The organism is Streptomyces sp. NPDC042102 (assembly GCF_055582305.1).
Map to the genome: position 1 here is coordinate 818,842 of NZ_JBVJDL010000002.1, position 18,946 is coordinate 837,787.

Consider the following 18,946-nt stretch of genomic DNA (forward strand, 5'->3'; position numbering starts at 1 on the left):
GGGCGGCACCGTCCGGTGCCGCCCCTCCGGCATTCCCCCGGGCGGTGCGTTCGCCCGTGGATTACTCCCGGGCGGTGGGGCGGGGCCCGTGGAAAGATGGCCCGGCAACGTCACCATCGAAGGAGATGAACGCGTGCCTGGCACGAACCTGACCCGTGAAGAGGCTCAGCAGCGGGCGAAGCTGCTCACCGTCGACTCGTACGTGATCGACCTCGACCTGAGCGGCGCGCAGGAGGGCGGGACCTACCCCTCCACGACGACCGTCCGCTTCCAGTCCGCCGAGGCGGGCGCGCAGACCTTCATCGACCTGGTCGCCCCGGCCGTGCACGAGGTCGTCCTCAACGGCAAGTCGCTGGACGTGGCCGCCGTCTTCCGCGACTCGCGGATCGCGCTGGCCCACCTCCAGCAGGGGGACAACGAGCTGCGCGTGGTCGCCGACTGCGCGTACACCAACACCGGTGAGGGCCTGCACCGCTTCGTCGACCCGGTCGACCAGCAGGCCTACCTGTACACCCAGTTCGAGGTCCCGGACGCGCGCCGCGTGTTCGCCTCCTTCGAGCAGCCCGACCTGAAGGCGACCTTCCAGTTCACCGTGAAGGCCCCGGCGGGCTGGACGGTCATCTCGAACTCGCCGACGCCGGAGCCGGCGGACGACGTGTGGGTCTTCGAGCCCACCCCGCGGATGTCGACGTACATCACGGCCCTGATCGTGGGCCCGTACCACGCGGTGCACAGCTCGTACGAGGGCCCGAAGGGGCAGACGGTGCCGCTGGGCATCTACTGCCGCCCCTCGCTCGCCGAGTTCCTCGACGCGGACGCGATCTTCGAGGTCACCCGGCAGGGCTTCGACTGGTTCCAGGAGAAGTTCGACTACGACTACCCGTTCGCCAAGTACGACCAGCTCTTCGTGCCGGAGTTCAACGCGGGCGCGATGGAGAACGCGGGCGCGGTGACCATCCGCGACCAGTACGTCTTCCGCTCGAAGGTGACGGACGCGGCGTACGAGGTGCGGGCCGAGACCATCCTCCACGAGCTCGCCCACATGTGGTTCGGCGACCTCGTCACCATGGAGTGGTGGAACGACCTGTGGCTGAACGAGTCGTTCGCGACGTACACCTCGATCGCCTGCCAGGCGTACGCGGACGGCTCGAAGTGGCCGCACGCGTGGACGACGTTCGCGAACTCCATGAAGACCTGGGCGTACCGGCAGGACCAGCTGCCCTCCACGCACCCGATCATGGCGGACATCCGTGACCTGGACGACGTCCTGGTCAACTTCGACGGCATCACGTACGCCAAGGGCGCCTCGGTGCTCAAGCAGCTCGTCGCCTACGTCGGCATGGACGAGTTCTTCAAGGGCGTGCAGGCGTACTTCAAGGCGCACGCGTTCGGCAACACGCGCCTGTCGGACCTGCTGGGCGCCCTGGAGGAGACCTCCGGCCGCGACCTGACCGCCTGGTCGAAGGCCTGGCTGGAGACCGCCGGCATCAACATCCTGCGCCCGGAGATCGAGACGGACGCGCAGGGCGTCATCACCTCCTTCACGGTCCGCCAGGAGGCCCCGGCGCTGCCGGCGGGCGCGAAGGGCGAGCCCGTCCTGCGTCCGCACCGCATCGCGATCGGCTTCTACTCGCTCGACGCCGCGACCGGCAAGCTGCTGCGCGAGCGGCGCGTGGAGCTGGACATCGCGGCCGCCGAGAAGACCGACGTGGCGGAGCTGGTGGGCCACCACCGCCCGGACGTGGTCCTGCTCAACGACGACGACCTGTCGTACGCGAAGGTCCGCCTGGACGAGGCCTCGCTGGCCAAGGTCACCGCGCACCTGGGCGACTTCGAGGCCTCCCTGCCGCGCGCCCTGTGCTGGGCGTCGGCCTGGGACATGACGCGCGACGGCGAGCTGGCCACGCGCGACTACGTGGCGCTGGTCCTGTCGGGCATCGCCAAGGAGTCCGACATCGGCGTGGTGCAGTCGCTGCACCGCCAGGTGAAGCTGGCGATCGACCTGTACGCCGACCCGGCCTGGCGCGAGACCGGCCTGGCGACGTGGACCGAGGCGACCCTGGAGCACCTGCGGGCGGCCACGCCGGGCAGCGACCACCAGCTGGCCTGGGCCCGCGCCTTCGCGGCGACGGCCCGTACGGACGAGCAGCTGGACCTCCTCGCCGCGCTGCTCGACGGCTCGCAGACGGTCGAGGGCCTGGTCGTCGACACCGAGCTGCGCTGGACGTTCCTGGAGCGGCTGGCGGCGACCGGCCGCGCGGACGAGCCGGAGATCGCGGCGGAGCTGGAGCGGGACCGGACGGCGGCGGGCGAGCGGCACGCGGCCACCGCGCGGGCGGCCCGCCCCACGGCGGAGGCCAAGGCCGCCGCGTGGGCCTCGGTCGTCGAGTCGGCGGACCTGCCGAACGCGGTGCAGGAGGCCGTCATCGGCGGCTTCGTCCAGACCGACCAGCGTGAGCTGCTCGCGCCGTACGCGGCGAAGTACTTCGCGGCGGTCAAGGGCATCTGGGAGACCCGCAGCCACGAGATCGCCCAGCAGATCGCGGTGGGCCTGTACCCGTCGCTGCTGGTCTCGCGGGAGACCCTGGACGCGACGGACGCGTGGCTGGCGTCCGCCGAGCCGAACGCGGCGCTGCGCCGCCTGGTCTCGGAGTCCCGCGCGGGCGTCGAGCGCGCGCTGAAGGCCCAGTCGGCGGACGCTGCCGCCGCGTCCTGACCCCTGGGGCCGGGGTTGCTCAGGCCTGTGCCTGGGCACCCCGGCCTGCGGGAGCCGGTTCCGGCCCGGCCCGTGCCGGCGCAGCGGGCCGGGCGCTCGCGTGGATGACGGCGGGCGTCGCCATCCGTCGGGCGGCTCAGGGGAGTTCGTGCCGAGTACCGTCGGCGACGGCGTGGAGCTTGTCGGGGTTGGCCACGTTGTGGATGGTCGAGATGCGGCCTTCCGGGTCGAAGTCGAAGGTCACCGTGGCGATCACGCGGTCCGGCCCGCGGAACACCAGGCCCGGTCCGCCGTTGATCCAGGTGAGCTCTGCCCGCATCTGTCCGGGCTCGATGCCCTGGTAGGTGACCGTGCCGAGTGCCGCGAACCAACGGGCCACGGTCTCCAGGCCGACGACCGGCTTGAGGGCCTGGCGGACCTTGCCGCCACCATCGGTCCACAGCGTCACGTCCGGGGCGAGCAGCTCCATCAGGGTGTTGATGTCGCCGCCCGTCGCCGCCGCGAAGAATCGCTCGGTGACGTCGCGTTGGCGGGCGCGGTCCGCCGTGAATCGGGGCCGGCGGGCCTGGACGTGTTCGCGGGCGCGGTGTGCGGCCTGCCGGACCGCGCTGTCCGAGCGTTCCACCGCGTCCGCGATCTCCGCGTAGCTGAAGGCGAAGACCTCCTTCAACACGAAGACCGCGCGTTCCAGGGGGCTCAGCGTCTCCAGGACGACCAGCAGCGCCATGGAGACCGAGTCCGCCGTCGCGGCGCTGTCGGCGGTGTCGGGGCCGGTGAGTATCGGCTCGGGGAGCCAGGGCCCGGGGTAGGTCTCGCGCTGGTGACGGGTCGAACGAAGCCGCTCCATCGACAGGTTGGAGACGATCCGGGTCAGATAGGCCTTGGGGTCGGCGACCTGGGAGCGGTCGGCCGCCGACCACTTCAGCCAGGCGTCCTGGACCACGTCCTCGGCGTCGGCGGCGGAGCCGAGGATGCGGTAGGCGACGGAGAAGAGCAGGGTGCGGTACTGCGGGAAGGCGAGCTCGTCGGTGCTGGCCTGCTGCGGCTGGGTCACTTGGCGCTCCTGATCCTGGTGTAGCGGCCGCCGTGCGGCCAGAACGCGCCCGAGGCGGGCATCTTCTTCATACGGGCGAAGGTCGGCCACGGCGCGGCGGTGACCGTCTCCTTGTACTTCGCGGCCCGCTTGCCGGTCAGCACGATCCGGCGCGGGCTGTCGTCGGGGCGGGTGAACTGCACGACGGCGTCGTTCCGGCCCAGGCTGACGGGGGTGTGGTAGTAGCCGAAGCGGAAGGGCCTGGGCTCCTTGCCGGCCAGCACCCGCAGGATCGAGAGAGCCGCGTGCACGCCGGTGGGCATGCCGCTCTGGCAGGTCCCGTGCATCACGCCGTAGCCCTGACGGATCGCCGCCGCGTCGCCCACGGCGTAGACGTCCGGGTGGGAGACCGAGCGCAGCGCGCTGTCGGTGACCACACGGCCGCGCTCATCAACGGTCAGGCCCGCGGCTGCGGCCAGCGGCGAGACACGGGTGCCGCTGGTCCACAGCACCGCGTCCGCCGGGACGCTGGAGCCGTCCGCGAGCTCGACGCCGTCCGGCAGCACCTTGACCACCTCGACGCCGCTGCGCACCCGCACGCCGAGCCGGGCGAGCGCCTCATCCAGGTGGGCCTTGGCCTTCGGGTGCATGGTCGCGCCCGGCTCCTGCCGGCCCACGAGCACCACCTGGAGCTCCGGATGCCGCTCGGCGATCTCCGCCGCGGCCTCGACGCCGGTCAGGCCGCTGCCGCCGACCACGACGGTCCCGGCGGCGTCGAGCCGGGTCAGCCGGTCGGCGAGGAGGGCGGCGTCCCGCGGGCTGTCGAGGGTGTAGGCGTGGTCGTCCACGCCGGGGACGGCGACGGTGTCCGCGATGCTGCCCAGGCCGTAGACCAAGGTGTCGTAGCGCAGAATCCGGTCGTCGTCGATCCGGACGGTCTTCGCCCCGGCGTCCACGGCGGTGACCCAGCCACGGACGAAGCCGGCCCCCGTGCCGTCCAACAGCTCCGGGATGTTCATCTCGGCGGTTTCCTGGCCGGTGGCGGTCATGTGCAGCCGGAGCCGCTCGGTGAAGGTGTCGTACGGGTTGACCAGCGTCACTCGCAGGTTCCCACGCTTCCTGGTGCGGGCCGCGAGCTGGATCGCGGCCGAGAGCCCGGCATAGCCCGCCCCCAGGACCAGAACCTCGTGCTGCTGCGCTGCTGTCGCGTTCATCGCTCCGCTGCCTCTTTCGTGTCGGTCGTTCCCGCCGTGCGGACGACCAGCAGACGCAAGCTGCCCTTCTGTTCGTGACATGGGATCAATGTGACCTGTGGCACATCACGAAGAGAGAGCGGGCGCGCGCGGCGTCAGCGGCAGGGCTTACTGCTTTCACGCCACCCTCGAGCACACCCCTGCTCTGGAGCCGACCACTTAGGCAGGGATCAGGCTCCACCGCTGGCGGTCGCTGTTGTAGTCGCAGATGGCGGCGTTGGCCGCGTGCGTGTAGCCGTTGGCGCAGACCTGGTGGAAGTGGGTGAGGCGGTACCACGCCCGGATGTGCAGGCTGTTGAAGCCCGGGCCGCGGCCGTCGAGGTAGGTGCTCTCGGGCTGCTCCCCGCAGTTGACGGCGGCCAGCCCGGGCTTGGCGTCGCCAGCCCCCTTCCACATGGACAGGCACTTCCCGGTCGCCCGGTTGCGGAACTGGAACCGGTAGTGCTGCCCGTCCAGGGACTTCTTGTACGCGGCGTCGATGCCGTCGCCGGAGATGTCCCAGGTCTGGAAGTCGTTCCCGCGCTGGCAGGCGCGGATGTACACGTCCCCGGCGTGGTTGGAGTCGAGGCAGCGGCCCGTCTCGGCGTTCTTCAGGAGCCCGCTGCGCGTGGCCGCCTCCGCAGGTGCGGGGGTGGCCACGGTGCCGGCCAGGGCGAGGACGGTCCCGAACACGCCGACCGCCACGAGTCGCCCGAATCGCCCCGGCCGCCGCTGTATGTGTTCACGCTTCATGTGATGGTCCCTCACGGTGATGGATACGCTGGACGGCTGGCACCGCCCCAGCCATGCTCGGCCACGGGCCCCCGCCCCGACAGACGATCACCGATGACGGAAGTCTTACGTCCTACCGCGCGTCGCTCGGTTCCGATACGGCCGCTGCCGCCCGCGTGACCAGCGCCGCACCGGCGCGGTCCACGGCCCGGACGGTGTCCAGCAGCACCCGCTCGTCCTCGGTGAGCCGCCGGTCCGCGACGGCCCGGAGCCCGGCCACCAGCCCGGACGCCGGCCGCTTGGGGACCGTGGCCCAGACGACCTTCCCGACGGTGGCCCCGTACACACCCCAGTCGCTGGCCAGCGCGTCCACCAACCGCATGCCGTAACCGCCCTCGTGCGCGCCCTCAGCCCGCAGGTACGGCCGCTTCTCCCCACGCGGGTCGCACACCTCGACCAGGAACACCTCGGCCAGTTCCGTGACCGCGACCCGGAATCCCCTGCCGGGGACCCTGCCATGGGTGGCGGCGTTCGCGGCCAGCTCGGCGACGACCTGCACGACGCCCTCGGAGACGTCGCCCGCATACGGGTACCCGGCCTCGTCCAGCTCCAGCGCCGCAAGCCTCCGGGCCAGCCGGACGCCCTGCCGGCTGGCGGTGAACAACTGGCTCCACACGATCGTTCCCCTCCGTAGCCATCCCACTACCAGGCGGCATCAGCGTGGCCTACAGTGCAGATGTCTTCAACTTGTGCGGCAATGAAGAGTTGGGCGGACGGCCGTTGAACCGAAAGAAGCTGGAACCCGGGACGTCGCGCGTCGCAGCGTTTGGCGAGCATCTACGCAGGCTGCGAGACGAACGCGGATGGACGCAGAACGAACTGGGCGCCCGCATGGGGTGCTCAGGAACGCACATTTCCGCCGTGGAAACGGGTCGTCGCCCGCCAACTCGCCACTTCGCTGCAAGTGCCGACCGCGCCCTGGGTACGGGCGACCTGCTCGAGCGCAAGGCACGCGAGGTCAAGAACGGAGCCCTACTGGAGGGATTTCCCGAGTACTTGGAGTACGAGAGCCACGCGGTCGAGATCAGGATGTTCGAGATCGGCATCATTCCCGGCCTGTTGCAGACACCGGAATATGCACAAGTGCTCAGCGACAGTGCGGTACAGCAGGGCGCCATCAGACCAGAGCAGGCCGCGGAGCGGATCTCCGTCCGGACGAAACGTCAGGAAATGCTGAAGCAGCCCCGACCGCCCATGGTCTTCGTCGTCATGGATGAAAGCTGCATTCGGCGCACTGTTGGCGGCCCTTCGGTCATGAAGGCACAGCTTCAGCGGCTGACCGAATTCGCCGCCCGACCGAACACAGTGCTCCAGATCGCGCCGTTCGACATGGGTGAGCGCCGCACCATCGGCCTGCCGACGATCCTGCTGACCCTGCCCGACCGGTCCTTGGTCGCCTACGCGGAGTCGCAGGCACAGGGATGTGTGGACCGCGAACCCGCCTCGGTCCTGCCACTGCTGACGGCCTTCCATCAGCTACAAGCCGAAGCGCTCTCCCAGGCGGCATCCGTCACCATGATCAGCCAGCTTCACAAGGACCTCCCGTGACGGCCGAGCCACCGCATCGGCCGCCTCGTTCGCCTCGTTCGTGGACAGCGTCAAGGACGGGACGTCAGGCACCGCCTGACCAGGGCCGCTACGCCCCGGGCTGCGAGTCGGTCTGCGGTTCGTTCGCTGCAAGCCAGACGTGGATGGCGCGTGCCTCACGCCGATGCCCGAGGCTGATGAGTAGCCCCGCTTGGAGGCGCAGCGCATTACAAAGCGGTGAAAGGAACCGCTCAGGTACGGCTGTCACGAGCCTGCGGTAGATCTCCACTGCTTCTCCCGTCGCTCGGAGGGCGCCGGAGAGGTTCTGCTGTGCTTCATGACGCACCCATGCCCAAGCGGTCAGCGAGAGGGCGAGGTCGGGTTCGTAGGCAGCCGGATTACCCGCCACCAGCCGACGCCCGATCTCCACCGCCTCCTCAACCGCGATCAGAGCCTCAGCCCACCGCCCTACCCCCGACAACCGGTTGCCCAGATTAGACAGCGAGCGAGCGATGTCGGGTTCGTGGGCGGCCGGATTACCCGCCACCAGCCGACGCCGGATCTCCACCGCCTCCAGCTCGGCGGTCAGAGCCTCAGCCCGCCGCCCTACCCCCGACAACCGGTTGCCCAGGTTGGACAGCGAGCGAGCGAGGTCGGGTTCGTAGGCGGCCGGATTACCCGCCACCAGCCGACGCCGGATCTCCACCGCCTCCAGCTCGGCGGTCAGAGCCTCAGCCCGCCGCCCTACCCCCGACAGCCGGTTGCCCAGGTTGGACAGCGCTGTAGCGAGGTCGGGTTCGTGGGCGGCCGGGTCGCCGGCCGTCAGCCGACGCCGGATCTCCACCGCCTCCTCAGCAGCAGTCAGAGCCTCAGCCCGCCGCCCCACCCCCGACAGCCGGTTGCCCAGATTGGACAGCGATGCAGCCAGATCGGCTTCGTAGGTGTCCGGTTCACCGGCGGCCAGCCGACGACAGACATCCACCGCCTCCTCAGTGGCAGTCAGAGCCTCATCCCGCCGCCCCATCCCCGACATCCATGCCCCCAGGTTGGACAGCGCAGCGGCCAGATTGGGCTCGTTGGCGGCCGAGCCGCCGGCGGCCAGCCGACGGTAGACATCCACCGCCTCCTCAGTGGCGGTCAGGGCCTCCTCCCCCCGCCCCACCCCCGACAGCCATGCGCCCAGGTTGGTCAGCGCAGCGGCCAGCTTGGGTTCATGCGTGGGGTCAGTGCGCGTGAGGTCGCGCCAGACTCCCACAGCGTGTTGGCCTGAGGTGAGGGCTTCGTCGCGTAGTCCGGCGTAGTACTGGCGGATCGCGAGGGTCCCGTGGGTGCCGGCACGTGTGGCGGGGTCGTCGGTGGTGGCCAGGCGGTGGTGGGCAAGCCGTGCAGTGATGGCGGCGATGCCGACGTCGAGGTCGGTGTGCCGGTCGGCGGGAAGGTGGGGCTCGATGGCTTCCAGGACGGTCAGGTCGAGGTTGTCGAGGCCTGCCAGAGCGGCCAGCGCGGTGCCACCTGCGTGCAGGGCGAGTTCGGGGCGGTTCCTGAGCAGAGGGTAGAGCTGGCCGGTAGCGATGTGGGGCCAGCGGCGGGCGGTTTCGATCAGTACGGTCAGCGCGTCGCGGGTCCATGGCACGGGAGCGCTGGGGTCGGCGGTGGCCAGGAGGCGGTGGGCGGCCTGATCGGCCCAGTCGTCGGTGACCGCCCCCGGCACCGGGTGGCGGGTGTCGTCGGGACCGGCCGGGGTGGACAGGCCGAGGAAGTCTTCACCAAGGCGGTCCGGGTAGAGCGGTTCCAGCACCGTCACGGTATGGGCCGGCGCGGGGTAACAGTAGCGGTGGTCGTCCAGGAGGGTGTTGGCGGCCGCCGTGGAGTCGGCGAGCCCGACGTGCTGGAGGGCGCTCCAGCCATGGGGACGTGCCAGGGGGCGGGTCAGGGTGGCAGTCAGGACCGTGCGCCCCATTGCCTCCGGGGTGGTGGCCAGCGGCTGAGAGGGGCGCTCGTGCAGGGCGTTCCAGTGGGCGCGTTCGCGTTTGAGGAGGTAGGCGGAGGCGCGGGCGGGGTCGGCGGGGGCGCTCTCGTGGTGGAGGTCGGCGTCCACGGCGGCCAGGGCGGCGATGTGGATGGTCAGGACCTGGGCGTAGTCCTCGTCGGTGTCCAGGTCCGGGGGCGGGGCGATGCGGTCGGCTTGGTCCGGGGGCAGTCCAAGGTGGTCGGCGAAGCGGTCCCGGGCCTGGTGGAACAGGTCGGCGCGCGCGTGCGGGTGGTCGGCCAGCGGGGGCAGCGGGTGGAGTTCGGCCGGTATGTCGAGCGTGTCGCCGATCCAGGTTTCCAGGCTCTCCCACCAGGCTCCGGCCGGGCGGGCGAGGAGCAGGATGCGTACGGGCAAGCCGGTGCGGCGCCAGAGCGGTTCCTGCAGGAGCTTGCGCAGGTCGGCTGTGGGCCAGCGTTCGGCGTAGTCCACAACCAGCAGGATTCCGGTACCGGTTCGAGGGGGCTCGCTGGTGCCTATGGGGTCTGCGCCGGTTTCGTTGACGGCGGCCTGCCACACCGTCCACCCCGCCTCGCGGCTCACGCCCGCGAAGTGGGTGGCCAGGCGGGTCTTGCCCTGGCCGCCCGGTCCGTGGACCAGCCTGACGGCGAGCTTCTCCGCCGGATCGTCACGCCAGCGGGCCAGCTCGCCCAAGTCGTGGTGGCGGCCGGTGAACGGCACCACCTGGTGTGCGGCCCGCAGCAGCCGGGAGGGCTGCTCGGCCAGCACCCGGGCGCCTACCGGGCGGGCGTCGCCGGGGAAGTCCTCGATCCGGTAGGCGGGCTTCCACTGGTAGACGAACTGGACGTGCTGGGTCGAGAAGGGCCCGACCTGCATGGCGGTCGGACCCTGGAAGGTGCTGTTGTGCACTCCGCCCGCCGTACCCGAGCCCGTTGCCGCGTCGGTCATGCCTGGGGGCCGAAGCGGACGTCCTGCCGGTTGTGGTTGCCGGCCTGGACAGCGGTCGGGCCGGAGAAGGTGTTCCCGGACACCAGGCCAACCCCACCAGAGGACTGCGGCACAGCTTCCTCCAGCAGTTGCCGGAGCTCAGCAGCCGCCCGGGCGCGCTGCTCCTCGTCGCCCATGTCCTCCAGCACGGCCTCGATACGGGTCTGCCACACGGCCTCCTGCCGTGTCCTGGCCCGCTCGGCCGTGCCGCTGTCGGTGTCGGCGGCGGTGGCCAGGTCGGCCGCGCTGCGGTCCAGCCGTTCCAGCTCCCCGCGTTCGCGTTCGGCGTCGCCCCGGCCGAACCACCGCGCCAGCCGACCGCGCAGCCCGTACCACGCGTCGTTTCCCGCCGCCTGTACCACCGCGGCTCCCCCCGCTGCGGCCAGTGCCGTCATCGCCTCGGGCAGCATCGTGTCCCCTCCTGCCGTCGCTCACTCGGTCTGAGACCGTAGCGTCCTACTTGCTGGTACGCAGCGTCTTAATCCGATAACGCTCGGCCACCGCCGCCCGGTTCCCACCCATCGCCGGAGAACCAGGTCAGCGCCTCACCAGGGCCTCCAGCACCCGGGACAGCGCCGGGGCCGCCTCCGCGCCGGTGCGGGTGGCCGCGATGACGTGGCGCGTGGGGCGGTCGTGGGGAAGGGGGCGGACCACCGCCCCGGCCACCCGGGTGGCGGCCATGCGCGGGACGAGGGCGACACCCATACCGGCCGCCACCATCGACAGGATGGCCGTCCAGCCGGTCGCCGTATGGGCCTGCTCGGGGACGAAGCCCGCCGCCTCGCACGCCGTCCGCGTGATCTCCGACCACGGGCCGGAGCCCCCGTAGATCCACGGGTCCGAGGCCAGGTCGGACAGGCGGACCTCGGCCGCCCCCGCCAGCCGGTGGTCCGGGGGCAGGGCGACGTCCAGGGGGTCGACCAGCAGCGGGGTCCGGGTGAAGCGCGGGTCCCGCGCCGTCGGGGCGTGGGCCGCCAGCGTCAGGGCCAGGTCCACCTCACCGGCGGCCAGCAGCTCGTACGCCTCCGCCGCCTCGGCCTCGCGGACCCGGATCGACACCCCCGGACACGACTCCCGCAACGTCGTCACGGCCGGGACGACCAGGGCCGGGATGGCGGTGGGGAAGGCGCCGACGCGGACCTCGCCGGCCTCACCCGCCCGGTACCCGGAAAGCTCGGCGTCCGCCCGCTCCAGTTGGGCGAAGACGGCCTCCGCGTGCCGCAGGACCAGTTCGGCGGCGTCGGTGAGGCGGACCCGGCGGCCCTGGGGTTCCAGGAGCGGCACGCCCAGCGACTTGGCCAGGCCGGTCAGCGCCTGCGAGACGGCCGACGGCGTCATGTGCAGCGCCTCGGCCGTTGCCGTGACCGTGCCCCGGTCCGCGAGCGTCCGCAGGATCCGCAGCTTCTTGATGTCCCAGTCCGTCACGGGGCCGAACCTACCGGCGCGCCCCCAGCGCCACCCCGCCCAGGATCAGCGCCATGCACAGCAGCTGCGCGGGGCCGGTCGGTTCGCCCAGGAGCAGGAAGCCGAGGACGGCCACGCACACCGGCTGGAGGTAGTAGACGACCCCGGCCCGGGCGGCGCCGATCAGTGTGATCGCCTTGTTCCAGGCGAAGAAGGCGACGGCGGACGAGAAGATCCCGACGTAGAGGAGCGGGCCGACGGTACCGGCGTCGGCCTCAAAGCCGCCCTGCACGGTGACGGAGACGGCGTAGGCGGGGGCCAGCATCAGCGCGCCCAGCAGGAAGGTGGTGAAGAGGAAGGCGAGTCCGCCGATCTCCTCGGGCTTGCGGCGCAGCAGCGCGCTGTAGGAGGCGAAGGACAGGGCCGCGGCGAACATCCACAGGTCGCCGGGGGCGAAGGAGAAGCCGGGCGAGCCGTCGCCGACCAGCAGCAGGACGCCGGACGCGGCCACGAGCAGCCCCACCGTGCGGCGGGCGCCGAGCTTCTCACCGCCCGCCCGGGCGAAGACCGCCATGATGACCGGCGAGGCGGCCATGATCATGCCCATGGTGCCGGCGGGGGTGGTCAGCCCGGCCTGGTGGACCAGGGTGTTGTAGAGGGCGACGCCGAGCAGGGCGGCCAGGGCGACGTACCCGAAGTGGCGGCGGATCGCCGCCCGCTGGCGCCAGGCCTCGCGGGCGGCGAAGGGGGCGACGGCGAGCAGGGCGATGACCCAGCGCCAGAAGACGGCCTGGACGGGCGGTACGGAGTCGGCCATGCCGCGGGTGGCGACGAAGCTCCCGGACCAGACGACCGTCGCGACCAGGGCGAGGAGGACGCCGAGTCCGGCCGCCCCCTTCGCCCTGGGCGTGCGCTGCGACATCGCGGCGGTGGTGGCGGTCGCGGTGGCGGCGGTGGTGCGGACACGGTCCAGGACGGGCACGGCGGGTCTCTCCTCCTGCTGGGCGTGGGGCGGGCGGCTCCTGCGCCCTACCGTCGCACCCGCTCATCCGTCAGGTCCATCGAAATGTTCCGACGGGTTTCTTCAGTAGAACTGAACGTTTCCTTGGGGGCGCGGGCCGGCAGCTGGCCGACCACGGTGGCGGCGAAGGCGATGACCATGCCCGCGATCTGCACCGGTCCGAGCGCCTGGCCGAGCGCGGCCCAGCCGATGACGGCCGCGGTGAGCGGGGAGAGCGGGCCGAGCAGGGTGACGGAGGTGGCGGAGAGCCGGCCGATGCCGCGGAACCACAGCCAGTACGCGATACCGGTGTTGATCAGCATCATGTAGCCGTAGCCGAGGAACGCCTGGCCGTCGAGTGCGGGCGGTGCGCCCTCGATCAGAGCCGCGACCGGGATGATGACCAGCCCGCCCGCAGTGAGCTGCCAGCCGGTGACGGCCAGCGGGCCGACCCCCTCCGGGCGCCCCCACCGCTTGGTCATGACGGTGCCCGAGGCCATGGAGGCGGAGGAGATCACGCCGGCTATGACGCCGACCAGGTCGAGGCGGGCCTGCGCGGTCAGCACCACCATGCTCACGCCGAGCGCGGCGACGACGGCGGCGAGCACGGTCCGCAGCCGGGCCCGCTCCCCCAGCAGCAGTGCGGCGAGTCCGACGACGAACAGCGGGCCCGCGGCGCCGAGGACGGCCGCGACACCGCCGGGCAGCCGGTAGGCGGAGAGGAAGAGCAGGGGGAAGAAGGCGCCGATGTTCAGCGTGCCGAGGACGGCGGACTTCCACCACCACTCGCCCTTGGGCAGGGTGCGGGCGAGGGCGGTGAGCAGCAGTCCGGCGGGCAGGGCCCGCATCACGCCGGTGAACAACGGCCGGTCGGGCGGCAGGAGTTCGGTGGCGACGAAGTAGGTCGAGCCCCAGGAAACGGGAGCGAGGGCGGTCAGGGCGACGGTGCCGAAGCGGTTCATGACGGTAACTCCCCGGACGGGTCCAGCTGTTGGGTGTGGCGACTGAGGTCGTTGTCGAGCGCGATCGGTGCGAACTTCAAGCGTGGGTCCCGTCACTCAAGCGGCGGCCGGGGCCGGGCTGCGTCGGATCGAAGTAGATCACTGGCAAGTAGCTTACCGCTAAGCTACTTTCCGTCAAGCCACTTTCTTGCGAACGATCGAGAGGGAACCGGATACTGGGGTCCATGAGCGAGACCCCCGCGAACAGCCGCCGCGACGCCGTCGACGCGATCACCGACCAGTGGTTCTCGGTGCGCCCGGAGCTGGAGACCGGCCCCATGGCCGTCTTCGGCCGCATCTACCGGATCGCCCGGACCGTGGGGGACGAGATGGAACGGGCGTACGGGCGCCACGGCGTCTCGCGCGGCGAGTTCGACGTCATCGGCACGCTGCGCCGTTCGGGTGAGCCGTACACGCTGTCGCCGCGTCAGCTCTCGGCGACGCTGATGCTCACCACGGGCGGTATGACCGGGCGGCTGGACAAGCTGGAGAAGGCGGGGCTGCTCTACCGGCAGCCCGATCCGCACGACCGGCGGGGCCTGCAGGTGGTCCTGACCGAGCGCGGGCGCGAGATCGCGGACGCGGCGGTCGAGGCCGGCCTGGAGGTGCAGCGCGCCGCGCTGGCGGACTGGTCGCCCGAGGAGGTCGAGGTGCTCGGCGGCCTGCTGCGCCGGCTGATGGCGGCCGTCTGAAGCCCCGCCGCGGCGCGCGGATCAGGGTACGACAAAGCGCCGGAGATCCCCTGGACCTCCGGCGCCCGGTACGCCCGGCGTCAGGCCTGCGGCTGCTTGCGCGACTTGTCGCCGATCATCACGAGGCCCGCGATGACCAGGAACAGCACGATCGGCAGGATCACGAACAGGCCGATGGTCGCGGCCATGCTCAGGGTCGCGCCCGGGTCGTCGCCGTCGTCGGGGGTCACCGCGAGCGCGGGAGACGTCATCAGCAGCATCATCAGCGTCGTTCCGGCCGTGACGGCGCCGGCGCGCAGAGCGTTCTTCTTGTCCACGGTGCAAACGTAGCGAACACCTAAACGAACCGCGCGCCCGGGGGTGCCGTACGGGCTCCCGCCCCCTCCCGGACCGCTCCGAGCAGGGCGTTCGCCCGCTGCGACGCCCGCAGCGCCTCCAGGGTCAGCGGCCGCCCCGCGGCGTCGGCGAGCGGCAGCCGCCAGTTCGGGTACTGGTCCCAGGTCCCGGGCAGGTTCTGCGGCCGCCGGTCACCGACCGCGTCCGGCAGCCATACGCCGACCAGCCGGGCCGGGGTGTGCTGCAGGAACCCGTACAGCGCGCGGACGGCGGCCTCCTCGCCCTCCGTCTCGAAGCCGTGGGCCGCCAGCACCGCCAGCCACTCGGCGGTGTCGGCGGCGTCCTCGGCCTTCTCCTGCTCCGCCGGGCGGGTCAGCAGGCCCAGCCGGTCGCGCAGTTCGACGTGGCTGCCGCTCAGCTTGGCGGCGGTGGGCGGCAGATCGTGGGTGGTGACGGTGGCCAGGCAGTCCGCGCGCCAGGCCGCGGGCTCCAGCGGGCGCCCGTCGCCGTCCCAGTCCCGCTCGAACCACAGCACCGAGGTGCCCAGCACCCCGCGCCGGGCCAGCGCCTGCCGGACCCGCGGCTCGACCGTGCCGAGGTCCTCGCCGATGACCACGACCTGGGCCCGGTGCGCCTCCAGCACCAGCAGGGCGAGCATGGCCTCGCCGTCGTAGGTGACGTACGTGCCCTCGGCGGGCGGGCTGCCCTCGGGCACCCACCAGAGCCGGAACAGCCCCATCACGTGGTCGATGCGCAGGGCGCCGGCGCCACGGAACAGGGCGCGCAGCAGCGCGCGGTACGGGGCGTAGCCGGCGGCGGCCAGGGTGTCCGGGCGCCAGGGCGGCAGCCCCCAGTCCTGGCCGCGGGCGTTGAAGGCGTCCGGCGGGGCGCCCACCGTCATGCCGGGGGCGTACAGACCGGGGGCGGCCCAGACGTCGGCGCCCTCCGGATGGACGCCGACCGCGAGGTCGTGGACGATCCCGACGCTCATCCCGGCGTCCTTGGCGGCCCGCTGGGCGGCGGTCAGCTGAGCGTCGGTCAGCCAGGCGAGCCAGCGGTGGAAGTCGGCCCGGTCCTCGCCGGCCCCCTCGGCCCGGGCGCACCAGGCGGCGTGGGCGTCGAGGTCGGGGCCGGCGGCGGCGCGGTAGGCGGCGTAGGCGGCTTCGCGGGCGGGCTCGCGGGGGACGGCGTACAGCAGTTCCAGTGCGGAGCGCTTGACGGCCCAGACCGCGTCGCGGTCGATGTGGGCGCCCTTGTCCAGGACCTCGGTCCGCAGCCGCGCCCCCTCGTCCGCCAGCGCGGCCAGGGCCTGGCGCGCGCCGCAGCGGGCGTACTCGGGGACGTCCTCGACGCGCAGGTAGACCGGGTCCGGGAAGCGCCGCGAGGAGGGCCGGTAGGGGGAGGGGTCGGTGGGCGTCCCGGGTACGGCGGTGTGCAGCGGGTTGATCTGCACGAAGCCGGCGCCGTGGGTGCGCCCGGCCCAGTCGGCCAGCTCGGCGAGGTCGCCGAGGTCGCCCATGCCCCAGGAACGCATCGACAGCAGCGAGTAGAGCTGGACGAGCAGCCCGTGCGCCCGGCCGGGCACGGCGGGGGCGCGCTCGGGGGCCACGATGAGGGTGGCGGTGGCCGTCCGGCCGTCCGGCGCGGTGGCGTGGGCCCGGTGCACGCCCAGCGGGAGTTTCTCCCGCCACGGCACCTCTCCGCCGCCCTCCAGCCGTACCCGGACGGTCAGGTCCGGTGCCGTGAGGGCGGCCGGGGCGGGGCCGCCGGCCCACTGCACCACCGTCGGCGGCAGCAGCCGCGGCGGCGTGCCGGGCTCGGCGGCGTCGGCCCCGAGGGCCCGGAGCACGGCGTGGACCGTGCGTTCGGGCACCTGGACGGTGACGTCCCGGGAGGGCTGGTAGGAGGTGGCAACGCCATGCAGGCCGGCGAGCCGGGCCAGGTCCATCGGCATCCCCTGTCTAGTCGCCCGCAGCGGCGGCGGGCGTGGTGGGCTCGCTCGTCAACGGTGCCTCGTCGGTGAGCGGCGGCTCGCTGGTCAGCGGCGCATGAGCGGTATCGGCAAGCGGGGGCTCACTCGTGAGCGGGCCCCGGACCTGGCGGGGCACGGCGAGCGCTCTGACACGGGCGGTGGCGGGCACGGACGCCTCCTGGCGGGGGGGTGCGGCGGACATCGCAGCCTTACCCACGGGCGGCCCGCACACGCCTGCCGCGGCAACAACCTGCCGGGGCTCCACCGCCGCTCCCGCACGCCTCGAACGCCGGCGGCGCGGCAGGCGCTCGCCGGCGTCCGGGGCCGCCCGGCGTCAGGAGGCCACGACGGCCGGTGCCGTGATGCGGGCGAGGGCGTCGTCCGCACCGTACGGCTGGAGGTACGGCATCCAGCGCGGATCCCGGTGCCCGGTACCGATGATCCGCCAGGCCAGGCCCGAGGGCGGCGCCGGCTGGTGGCGCAGCCGCCAGCCGAGGTCGACCAGGTGCCGGTCGGCCTTGACGTGGTTGCAGCGCCGGCACGCCGCGACGACGTTGTCCCACACGTGCTGACCGCCCCGGCTGCGCGGGATGACGTGGTCGACGCTGGTGGCGACACCGCCGCAGTACATGCAGCGGCCGCCGTCACGCGCGAACAGGGCGCGCCGGGTGAGTGGAACGGGCCCCCGGTAGGGGACCCGTACGAAACGCTTGAGTCTGACCACGCTGGGCGCGGGGACGGCTCTGGTCGCGCTGTGCAGGTAGGCGCCGGATTCTTCCAGGGAGACGGCCTTGTTCTCCAGGACGAGGACGAGCGCGCGGCGGAGCGGTACGACGCCGAGGGGCTCGTACGACGCGTTGAGGACCAGGACATGCGGCACGGATGCCTCCTTGTACGCCGGCGGCGCGTGGCTCGCGCCGGGACGATCTGCCTTCAGTCTCTCCTTCCTGCTGGCCGGAGCGCCACCACGCGCCCGTAACGGGTCGGAGGTGTTTTCAACCACACCCCGTTCATCCCCAGGTGAGCCTCGTCTCTCCCTCGAACACCGCGAACTCCCGGCAAGGGGGTACGGGGAATGCCCCGTTAGTGTGGAAGGCCTGCCCCCGCATCCCGTTTCGGGGCAGGCCGCTACACCTGGAGGTTTTCCGTCGTGCCCTGGCCCGCCGCCGCTGCGCTGCCCCTGGCAGCCGAGGTTCCGGACACATCCGCCACGGTCAAGGAGGCTCAGGAGAGCGTCACCAACGCCGCGAGCTTCATCGAGGAGAACTGGGCCACCTGGCTGAGCATCGGCCTGCGCATCCTGCTGATCATCGTGATCGCGCTGGCGCTGCGCTCGGTGGTCCGCAAGGCCCTGACCAAGCTGATAAACCGTATGAACACCAGCGCCGAGGCCGTCGAGGGCACGGCCCTGGGCGGGCTTCTGGTCAACGCCGAGCGGCGCCGCCAGCGCTCGGAGGCCATAGGTTCGGTCCTGCGGTCGGTGACCTCGTTCCTGATCATGGGCACGGCCGCGCTGATGGTGCTGGCCGCGCTGAAGATCGATCTGGCCCCGCTGCTGGCGAGCGCCGGTGTGGCCGGTGTGGCGATCGGCTTCGGCGCCCGCAACCTGGTCACCGACTTCCTCTCCGGCGTCTTCATGATCATGGAGGACCAGTACGGCGTCGGTGACAAGATCGACGCGGGTGTGGCCTCCGGCGAGGTGATCGAGGTCGGGCTGCGCGTGACGAAGCTGCGCGGCGACAACGGCGAGATCTGGTACGTCCGCAACGGCGAGATCAAGCGGATCGGCAACCTCAGCCAGGGCTGGGCGACCGCCATGGTCGACGTCCAGGTCCGGCCGTCCGAGGACCTGCACCGGATCCGCGAGGTGATCGAGGAGGTCGCCGACTCGTTCGCCAAGGACGAGCCGTGGAACGAGCGCCTGTGGGGCCCGGTCGAGGTGCTCGGCCTGGACGAGGTGCTGCTGGCCTCGATGACCGTGAAGGTGTCGGCGAAGACGATGCCCGGCAAGCAGTTCGCCGTGGAGCGCGAGCTGCGCTGGCGCATCAAGGAGGCGTTCGACTCGGCCGGCATCAAGATCGTCGGCGGCCTGCCGGAGGCGGCGGACGACGAGGCGCCCGCCGCCGACCCGGCGGCGGCCGTGGCCGCGCCGTCGGCGCTGGCCAACCCGGCCTCGCCGCAGTCGCTGGCGACCACCCCGATCCCGCCGCAGGCCGCGCCCGCCGGCCCCAAGATCACCAAATAGCCGGATCCGCACCGCGCCG

General features: G+C 72.2%; 17 protein-coding genes. 4 read left to right on the forward strand and 13 right to left on the reverse strand.

All coding sequences use genetic code 11. The annotated features are described in order from the left end of the window. The first annotated feature begins 133 nt into the window (after positions 1-133). Entirely contained in the window at positions 134-2,716 is a 2,583-nt protein-coding gene (pepN, locus tag ACZ6KO_RS11745; protein ID WP_469303205.1) for an aminopeptidase N, read from the forward strand. Between the two features lie 136 nt (positions 2,717-2,852). On the opposite strand, the gene ACZ6KO_RS11750 is transcribed toward pepN, so the two are convergent. From ACZ6KO_RS11750 to ACZ6KO_RS11765, 4 genes are all read right to left on the reverse strand, one after another. Next, the gene (locus ACZ6KO_RS11750; RefSeq protein ID WP_469303207.1) at positions 2,853-3,770 is read right to left on the reverse strand and encodes an RNA polymerase sigma-70 factor; all 918 of its coding nucleotides are present in this window, start codon (positions 3,768-3,770) and stop codon (positions 2,853-2,855) included. Further along, entirely contained in the window at positions 3,767-4,963 is a 1,197-nt protein-coding gene (locus tag ACZ6KO_RS11755) for an NAD(P)/FAD-dependent oxidoreductase (RefSeq protein ID WP_469303210.1), read from the reverse strand. Before ACZ6KO_RS11755 ends, ACZ6KO_RS11750 begins: the two co-directional genes overlap by 4 nt. 198 nt (positions 4,964-5,161) lie before the next feature. Further along, positions 5,162-5,734 (reverse strand): RICIN domain-containing protein, encoded by a 573-nt coding sequence (locus tag ACZ6KO_RS11760; protein ID WP_469303213.1) that lies wholly within the window; start codon positions 5,732-5,734, stop codon positions 5,162-5,164. A gap of 112 nt (positions 5,735-5,846) precedes the next feature. Continuing rightward, the gene (locus ACZ6KO_RS11765; protein WP_469303216.1) at positions 5,847-6,389 is read right to left on the reverse strand and encodes an ATP-binding protein; all 543 of its coding nucleotides are present in this window, start codon (positions 6,387-6,389) and stop codon (positions 5,847-5,849) included. 104 nt (positions 6,390-6,493) lie between these two features. Between ACZ6KO_RS11765 and ACZ6KO_RS11770 the strand changes: the two genes are divergently transcribed. Then, entirely contained in the window at positions 6,494-7,321 is an 828-nt protein-coding gene (locus tag ACZ6KO_RS11770; protein ID WP_469303884.1) for a helix-turn-helix domain-containing protein, read from the forward strand. Between the two features lie 88 nt (positions 7,322-7,409). Here the strand turns inward: ACZ6KO_RS11770 and ACZ6KO_RS11775 are convergent, their stop codons facing one another. The 5 genes from ACZ6KO_RS11775 to ACZ6KO_RS11795 form a co-directional block, all read right to left on the reverse strand. Next, positions 7,410-10,199 carry a tetratricopeptide repeat protein gene (locus ACZ6KO_RS11775; protein WP_469303218.1) on the reverse strand — a complete coding sequence of 930 codons (2,790 nt, stop codon included), beginning with the start codon at positions 10,197-10,199 and terminating at the stop codon, positions 7,410-7,412. Positions 10,200-10,234: 35 nt separating this feature from the next. Further along, the gene (locus ACZ6KO_RS11780) at positions 10,235-10,687 is read right to left on the reverse strand and encodes a hypothetical protein (protein ID WP_469303220.1); all 453 of its coding nucleotides are present in this window, start codon (positions 10,685-10,687) and stop codon (positions 10,235-10,237) included. 127 nt (positions 10,688-10,814) lie between these two features. Continuing rightward, on the reverse strand, positions 10,815-11,702 hold the full coding sequence (locus tag ACZ6KO_RS11785) for a LysR family transcriptional regulator (protein WP_469303222.1): 888 nt from the start codon (positions 11,700-11,702) through the stop codon (positions 10,815-10,817). Positions 11,703-11,712: 10 nt separating this feature from the next. Beyond that, entirely contained in the window at positions 11,713-12,603 is an 891-nt protein-coding gene (locus ACZ6KO_RS11790) for a DMT family transporter (RefSeq protein ID WP_469303886.1), read from the reverse strand. Positions 12,604-12,710: 107 nt separating this feature from the next. After that, the gene (locus ACZ6KO_RS11795; RefSeq protein WP_469303224.1) at positions 12,711-13,643 is read right to left on the reverse strand and encodes an EamA family transporter; all 933 of its coding nucleotides are present in this window, start codon (positions 13,641-13,643) and stop codon (positions 12,711-12,713) included. 224 nt (positions 13,644-13,867) lie between these two features. On the opposite strand from ACZ6KO_RS11795, the gene ACZ6KO_RS11800 reads away from it, so the two are divergent. Next, positions 13,868-14,374: a MarR family winged helix-turn-helix transcriptional regulator gene (locus ACZ6KO_RS11800; protein WP_469303226.1), complete on the forward strand. Its 507-nt coding sequence runs from the start codon at positions 13,868-13,870 to the stop codon at positions 14,372-14,374. Positions 14,375-14,454: 80 nt separating this feature from the next. Here ACZ6KO_RS11800 and ACZ6KO_RS11805 read toward each other — a convergent pair whose 3' ends face one another. The 4 genes from ACZ6KO_RS11805 to ACZ6KO_RS11820 form a co-directional block, all read right to left on the reverse strand. After that, entirely contained in the window at positions 14,455-14,691 is a 237-nt protein-coding gene (locus ACZ6KO_RS11805) for a hypothetical protein (RefSeq protein ID WP_469303228.1), read from the reverse strand. Between the two features lie 20 nt (positions 14,692-14,711). After that, positions 14,712-16,664, reverse strand: a complete 1,953-nt coding sequence (gene malQ, locus ACZ6KO_RS11810) for a 4-alpha-glucanotransferase (RefSeq protein WP_469303229.1) — start codon at positions 16,662-16,664, stop codon at positions 14,712-14,714. 7 nt (positions 16,665-16,671) lie between these two features. Then, positions 16,672-16,884: a hypothetical protein gene (locus tag ACZ6KO_RS11815; RefSeq protein WP_469303231.1), complete on the reverse strand. Its 213-nt coding sequence runs from the start codon at positions 16,882-16,884 to the stop codon at positions 16,672-16,674. 132 nt (positions 16,885-17,016) lie between these two features. Beyond that, the gene (locus ACZ6KO_RS11820; protein ID WP_469303234.1) at positions 17,017-17,562 is read right to left on the reverse strand and encodes an HNH endonuclease; all 546 of its coding nucleotides are present in this window, start codon (positions 17,560-17,562) and stop codon (positions 17,017-17,019) included. 270 nt (positions 17,563-17,832) lie between these two features. On the opposite strand from ACZ6KO_RS11820, the gene ACZ6KO_RS11825 reads away from it, so the two are divergent. Next, positions 17,833-18,927: a mechanosensitive ion channel family protein gene (locus tag ACZ6KO_RS11825; protein ID WP_469303237.1), complete on the forward strand. Its 1,095-nt coding sequence runs from the start codon at positions 17,833-17,835 to the stop codon at positions 18,925-18,927. Positions 18,928-18,946 lie beyond the last annotated feature (19 nt).

Coding starts and splice junctions, on each gene's coding strand:
- ACZ6KO_RS11755 (WP_469303210.1), bottom strand. CDS start 4,963: ATGAACGCGACAGCAGCGCAGCAGCACGAGGTTCTGGTCCTGGGGGCG.
- ACZ6KO_RS11760 (WP_469303213.1), bottom strand. CDS start 5,734: ATGAAGCGTGAACACATACAGCGGCGGCCGGGGCGATTCGGGCGACTC.
- ACZ6KO_RS11780 (WP_469303220.1), bottom strand. CDS start 10,687: ATGCTGCCCGAGGCGATGACGGCACTGGCCGCAGCGGGGGGAGCCGCG.
- ACZ6KO_RS11790 (WP_469303886.1), bottom strand. CDS start 12,603: ATGTCGCAGCGCACGCCCAGGGCGAAGGGGGCGGCCGGACTCGGCGTC.
- ACZ6KO_RS11795 (WP_469303224.1), bottom strand. CDS start 13,643: ATGAACCGCTTCGGCACCGTCGCCCTGACCGCCCTCGCTCCCGTTTCC.
- ACZ6KO_RS11800 (WP_469303226.1), top strand. CDS start 13,868: ATGAGCGAGACCCCCGCGAACAGCCGCCGCGACGCCGTCGACGCGATC.
- malQ (WP_469303229.1), bottom strand. CDS start 16,664: ATGCCGATGGACCTGGCCCGGCTCGCCGGCCTGCATGGCGTTGCCACC.
- ACZ6KO_RS11815 (WP_469303231.1), bottom strand. CDS start 16,884: ATGTCCGCCGCACCCCCCCGCCAGGAGGCGTCCGTGCCCGCCACCGCC.